The organism is Protofrankia sp. Cr1 (assembly GCF_963555865.1).
GTDB lineage: Bacteria > Actinomycetota > Actinomycetes > Frankiales > Frankiaceae > Protofrankia.
The window spans coordinates 1,751-5,630 of record NZ_CAUVXO010000381.1 but is presented as its reverse complement, the minus strand read 5'-3'; the positions used below and the strand labels follow the sequence as shown (position 1 = coordinate 5,630).

Here is a 3,880-nt window from a genome sequence, read left to right as displayed (position 1 = left end):
ACGGTGGGTGGCGCGACGGTGTCGCAGGCGAGCGTCACGCGGTGATCGACCCGTCGACCGGGACGATCGTCGAGACCGTGGTCGACGGCGGCGAAGCGGATATCGACAGCGCGGTGACGGCTGCTCGCAGAGCCTTCGACGAGGGGCCGTGGCCCCGGATGTCGGGCCGGGAGCGCGCTCGCGTCCTGATTCGCGTCGCCGAGCTCGTGCGCGAGCACGCCGACGAACTGGCACGGCTGGAAACCCTGGACGTCGGCAAGCCGATCACACTGTCCCGGGTGGTCGACGTCAATACAGTGATCGAGCAATACGAGTATTATGCCGCCCTGGCGCAGACAATCGACGGGTCGACACGGTCGATTTCCATGCCCGCGCTGGCATATACCCGCCGCGAACCCATCGGTGTCGTCGGAGCCATCACGCCGTTCAACTTCCCGCTGATCCTCTCCAACAGCAAAATCGCTCCGGCGCTGGCGGCAGGAAATACGATCGTCCACAAGCCGGCCGAGGACACGCCGTTGTCGGCGCTGCGGATGGCGGAGCTGTTCTCGGCAGCCGGCGTGCCTGACGGAGTCCTGAACGTGGTCACCGGCGGGGCGGTGGCCGGCCAGGCGCTCATCCGCCACCAGGGTGTCGACAAGATCGCCTTTACCGGGTCGACGCCGGTCGGGCGGTCGGTGGCGAGCCTGGCCGGTGAGTTCCTCAAGCCGGCGACCATCGAGCTGGGCGGCAAGTCAGCGCAGTTGATCTTTGCTGACGCGGACCTCGACACGGCCATCGGCGCGGCGATCCAGGGATTCGTGTTCAACACCGGCCAGTTCTGTATGGGCGGCACCCGGCTGCTGGTGGCGCGCGAACTGTTCGACACAGTGGTCGAAGCCGTCGCAGGAGGCGCCGCCGGCGTGCCGGTCGGGGATCCGTTCGAGGAGTCCACCATTGTGGGGCCGCTGGGCGGCGAGCGCCACCTGGCCAAGGTCGAGGAGTACATCCAGCTGGCCCGTGCAACCAACGGTGTCCGGATTGTGACCGGTGGGCGGCGGCTCGACCTCGGTGGCGGCTCGTACTACGCCCCCACCGTCATCACCGGCATGCCCAACGACTCCCGTCTCGTCCAGGAAGAGATCTTCGGTCCGGTGCTGACCGTCCAGCCGTTCGACGACGAGGACGAGGCCGTCGCGCTCGCCAACAGCACGCCCTTCGGACTCGCGGCAGGCCTGCACACCCGCGATGTCGCCCGAGCCCACCGGGTCGCGGCACGGCTTGCGGCGGGCATCGTGTGGGTCAACGGCTGGGCACTGCTCGATCCCGCCATGCCATTCGGCGGCTACAAGCAGTCTGGCTACGGCCGCGAGAACGGGCCGGAAGGTCTGCACGAGTACACGCAGGTCAAGTCCGTGATCGTCGCGCTCACCTGATCGCAAGCCAGCACCGGCTGATCGGGCGCCAGCACCGACGTCCACGAAATCCGCGAGCACGTGACCACCGAGCAAGGAGACACAGCCAGGATGACGACGACGGAAGCGGCAATCGTCGAGAAGGCCGGAGAACCGTTCACACTGTCCGAGGTCGAGTTGGACGACCCGCGACCCGACGAGGTCGTCGTGCGCCTGGTGGCAGCCGGCGTCTGCCACACCGATCTCACTGTTGCCGGGGGCGGTCTGCCGTTCCCCCTGCCTGGCGTCCTCGGGCACGAGGGCGCCGGCGTGGTGGAAAGCGTCGGCTCCGGGGTCAGTCGGGTGCAGCCAGGTGACCATGTCCTGTTGTCGTTCACATCCTGCGGCCGATGCGGGAACTGTCGGGACGGCCACCCGGCCTACTGCGCGACCTGGCTTCCGATGAACCTTCTCGGCGGCGTCCGTGCCGACGGTTCGTCGACCATCACCAGGGCGCAGGATGCGATCGGCGGTCACTTCTTCGGCCAGTCCTCCTTCTCCCGTCATGCCCTGGTCGACGAGCGCAGCGTCGTCAAAGTGGACGCCGACGTCGCGCTCAACCTGATCGCGCCGCTGGGCTGTGGCGTGCAGACGGGCGCCGGCGCGGTCTGGAACATCCTGAATCCGCGCCCCGGCGCGACGATCGCGGTCACCGGTGCCGGTTCCGTCGGCCTGTCAGCGATCATGGCAGCTGCCCTCACACCGGCGACACGCATCATCGCCGTCGACCGGATCGAACAGCGGTTGCGCCTTGCGGTGCAGCTGGGGGCCACCGACGTTGTCAACGCCACCGACGGCGGTGTCGCCGAACAGTTGGCCGAGATCACCGGTGGCGCGGGGGTCGACGGCGTGGTAGAGACGACGGGGAACACCGCTGTCCTGCGGACGGCGATCGACTGCCTTGCCGCTCGTGGGACGGCGGTCATCGTCGGCGCGCCTCCCTTCGGCTCCGAGGTGGCGCTCGATGTCAACGCCATGCTGGGGGGACGCCAGGTTGTCGGGATCACCCTCGGTGACAGCGAGACCGAACGGCTGCTGCCCGTTCTCGTCGCTCTTGTTCGCTCTGGCCGGATGCCGGTCCAAAAACTGATCACCGAGTACGGGTTCAGTCAGATCCAAACCGCGGTCGACGACATGGTGGCAGGTAAGACCATCAAACCGGTGCTCACATTCTAAGAGCGACCGGCAATAGGGGACGCGGCGTCGCGGGGCTGGGGCACGCACCTCGCCACGTTGTCGTCGGTCGCCACCCAACACCAGGGTGGCTCCCTCCTCCGCCTCGCGAGCTACGCACCCCAGCCCCGCTCCTTGATCCACGCCCCTATTGCCGGGCGCTCTGAACATTCTAACTGGAAGGCACACCATGCCGGTTGATCCGCAATTCGAGGCCGTTCTCAAACAGGCTGCCGCAGCGGGCCTGCCACCGTTCCACACGCTCACACCCGTCCAGGCCCGAGCGCTGTACGCCCAGCTGATGGCTTTACCTGACCGCCCGGTGCCCGTCGTGCACGTGGCGGACCGGATGGTGCCCGGTCCCGCTGGGGAACTCCCGGTGCGGATCTACCGGCCGGGAATGGATGGGCGCCGGCCCGTGCTGACCTATTTCCACGGTGGCGGCTGGACGCTCGGCGACCTGGCCAGTGACGACTGGCTGTGCCGGCGCCTGGCCGTCGGCGCCGACACGGTCGTGGTCAGCGTCGACTACCGGCGTGCGCCGGAGCACCCCTTTCCGGCAGCGCTGAACGACGCGGTTGCGGGCTATCTGTGGGCCCGAGAGCACGCCGGCGAGATCGGCGGTGACGGCGGCAGCGTCGCCGTCGGAGGATGGAGCGCCGGCGGCAACCTCGCCGCCGCGGCATGTCTTGAGCTGCGGGGCGAAAACGTGCCGGCCGCTCAGGTCCTCCTGACGCCCGCCGTCGACGCCACCATGGCCTTGCCCTCGCACACCGAGAACGCGACCGGATTCGGTCTCGACGCGATGACCGGCCGGTGGTTCACGGAGAACTACGTGCCTGACCCGGCGCAGCGAAGCAATCCCCTGGTGTCTCCGCTTGCGGCCGTCGACCTCTCCGGGCTTCCGCCGGCAGTGGTCTACACAGCCGAGTACGACGTCCTCAGGGACGAGGGGGAAGCGTACGCGAACCGGCTCGAACAGGCCGGCACAAAGGTCATCGCGAAGCGGGTCGAGGGACTTGACCACCTTTTCCACCTGCACACCGCTGTCGTGGATGCCGCCGCAGACGCCGTCGACCAACTGATCGCGGACGTGGCGGACATCCTGCGCTTGTAATCCGACAACGCCCACCCCGTGGTCACCACCCCGTCGTGCCCGATCACGGCGGGGTTGGGCTGGACAGGACACGGTGAGCTGAGCGCACCGGCGGCATACTCGCGTTGCCGGCCGGTGCGCTCAGCTCACCGGAAGATTCAGGATGTCGGTGTTGGGG

3 protein-coding genes are annotated in these 3,880 nt (G+C 68.1%); all 3 read left to right on the top strand.

The window, feature by feature from the left end:
* A partial coding sequence (locus tag U9980_RS21800; RefSeq protein WP_322769629.1) for an aldehyde dehydrogenase family protein occupies nt 1-1,415 on the top strand: 1,415 nt, incomplete at its 5' end.
* 90 nt (nt 1,416-1,505) lie between these two features.
* Nucleotides 1,506-2,609, top strand: coding sequence for an NAD(P)-dependent alcohol dehydrogenase (locus U9980_RS21795; RefSeq protein WP_322769628.1), 1,104 nt, complete (start codon nt 1,506-1,508; stop codon nt 2,607-2,609).
* Nucleotides 2,610-2,796: 187 nt separating this feature from the next.
* The gene (locus tag U9980_RS21790; RefSeq protein WP_322769627.1) at nt 2,797-3,723 is read left to right on the top strand and encodes an alpha/beta hydrolase; all 927 of its coding nucleotides are present in this window, start codon (nt 2,797-2,799) and stop codon (nt 3,721-3,723) included.
* The last annotated feature ends 157 nt before the right edge of the window (nt 3,724-3,880 follow it).

Excerpts from the sequence above, each read along its gene's own strand:
- U9980_RS21795 (WP_322769628.1), top strand. The coding sequence starts at position 1,506 with ATGACGACGACGGAAGCGGCAATCGTCGAGAAGGCCGGAGAACCGTTC.
- U9980_RS21790 (WP_322769627.1), top strand. The coding sequence starts at position 2,797 with ATGCCGGTTGATCCGCAATTCGAGGCCGTTCTCAAACAGGCTGCCGCA.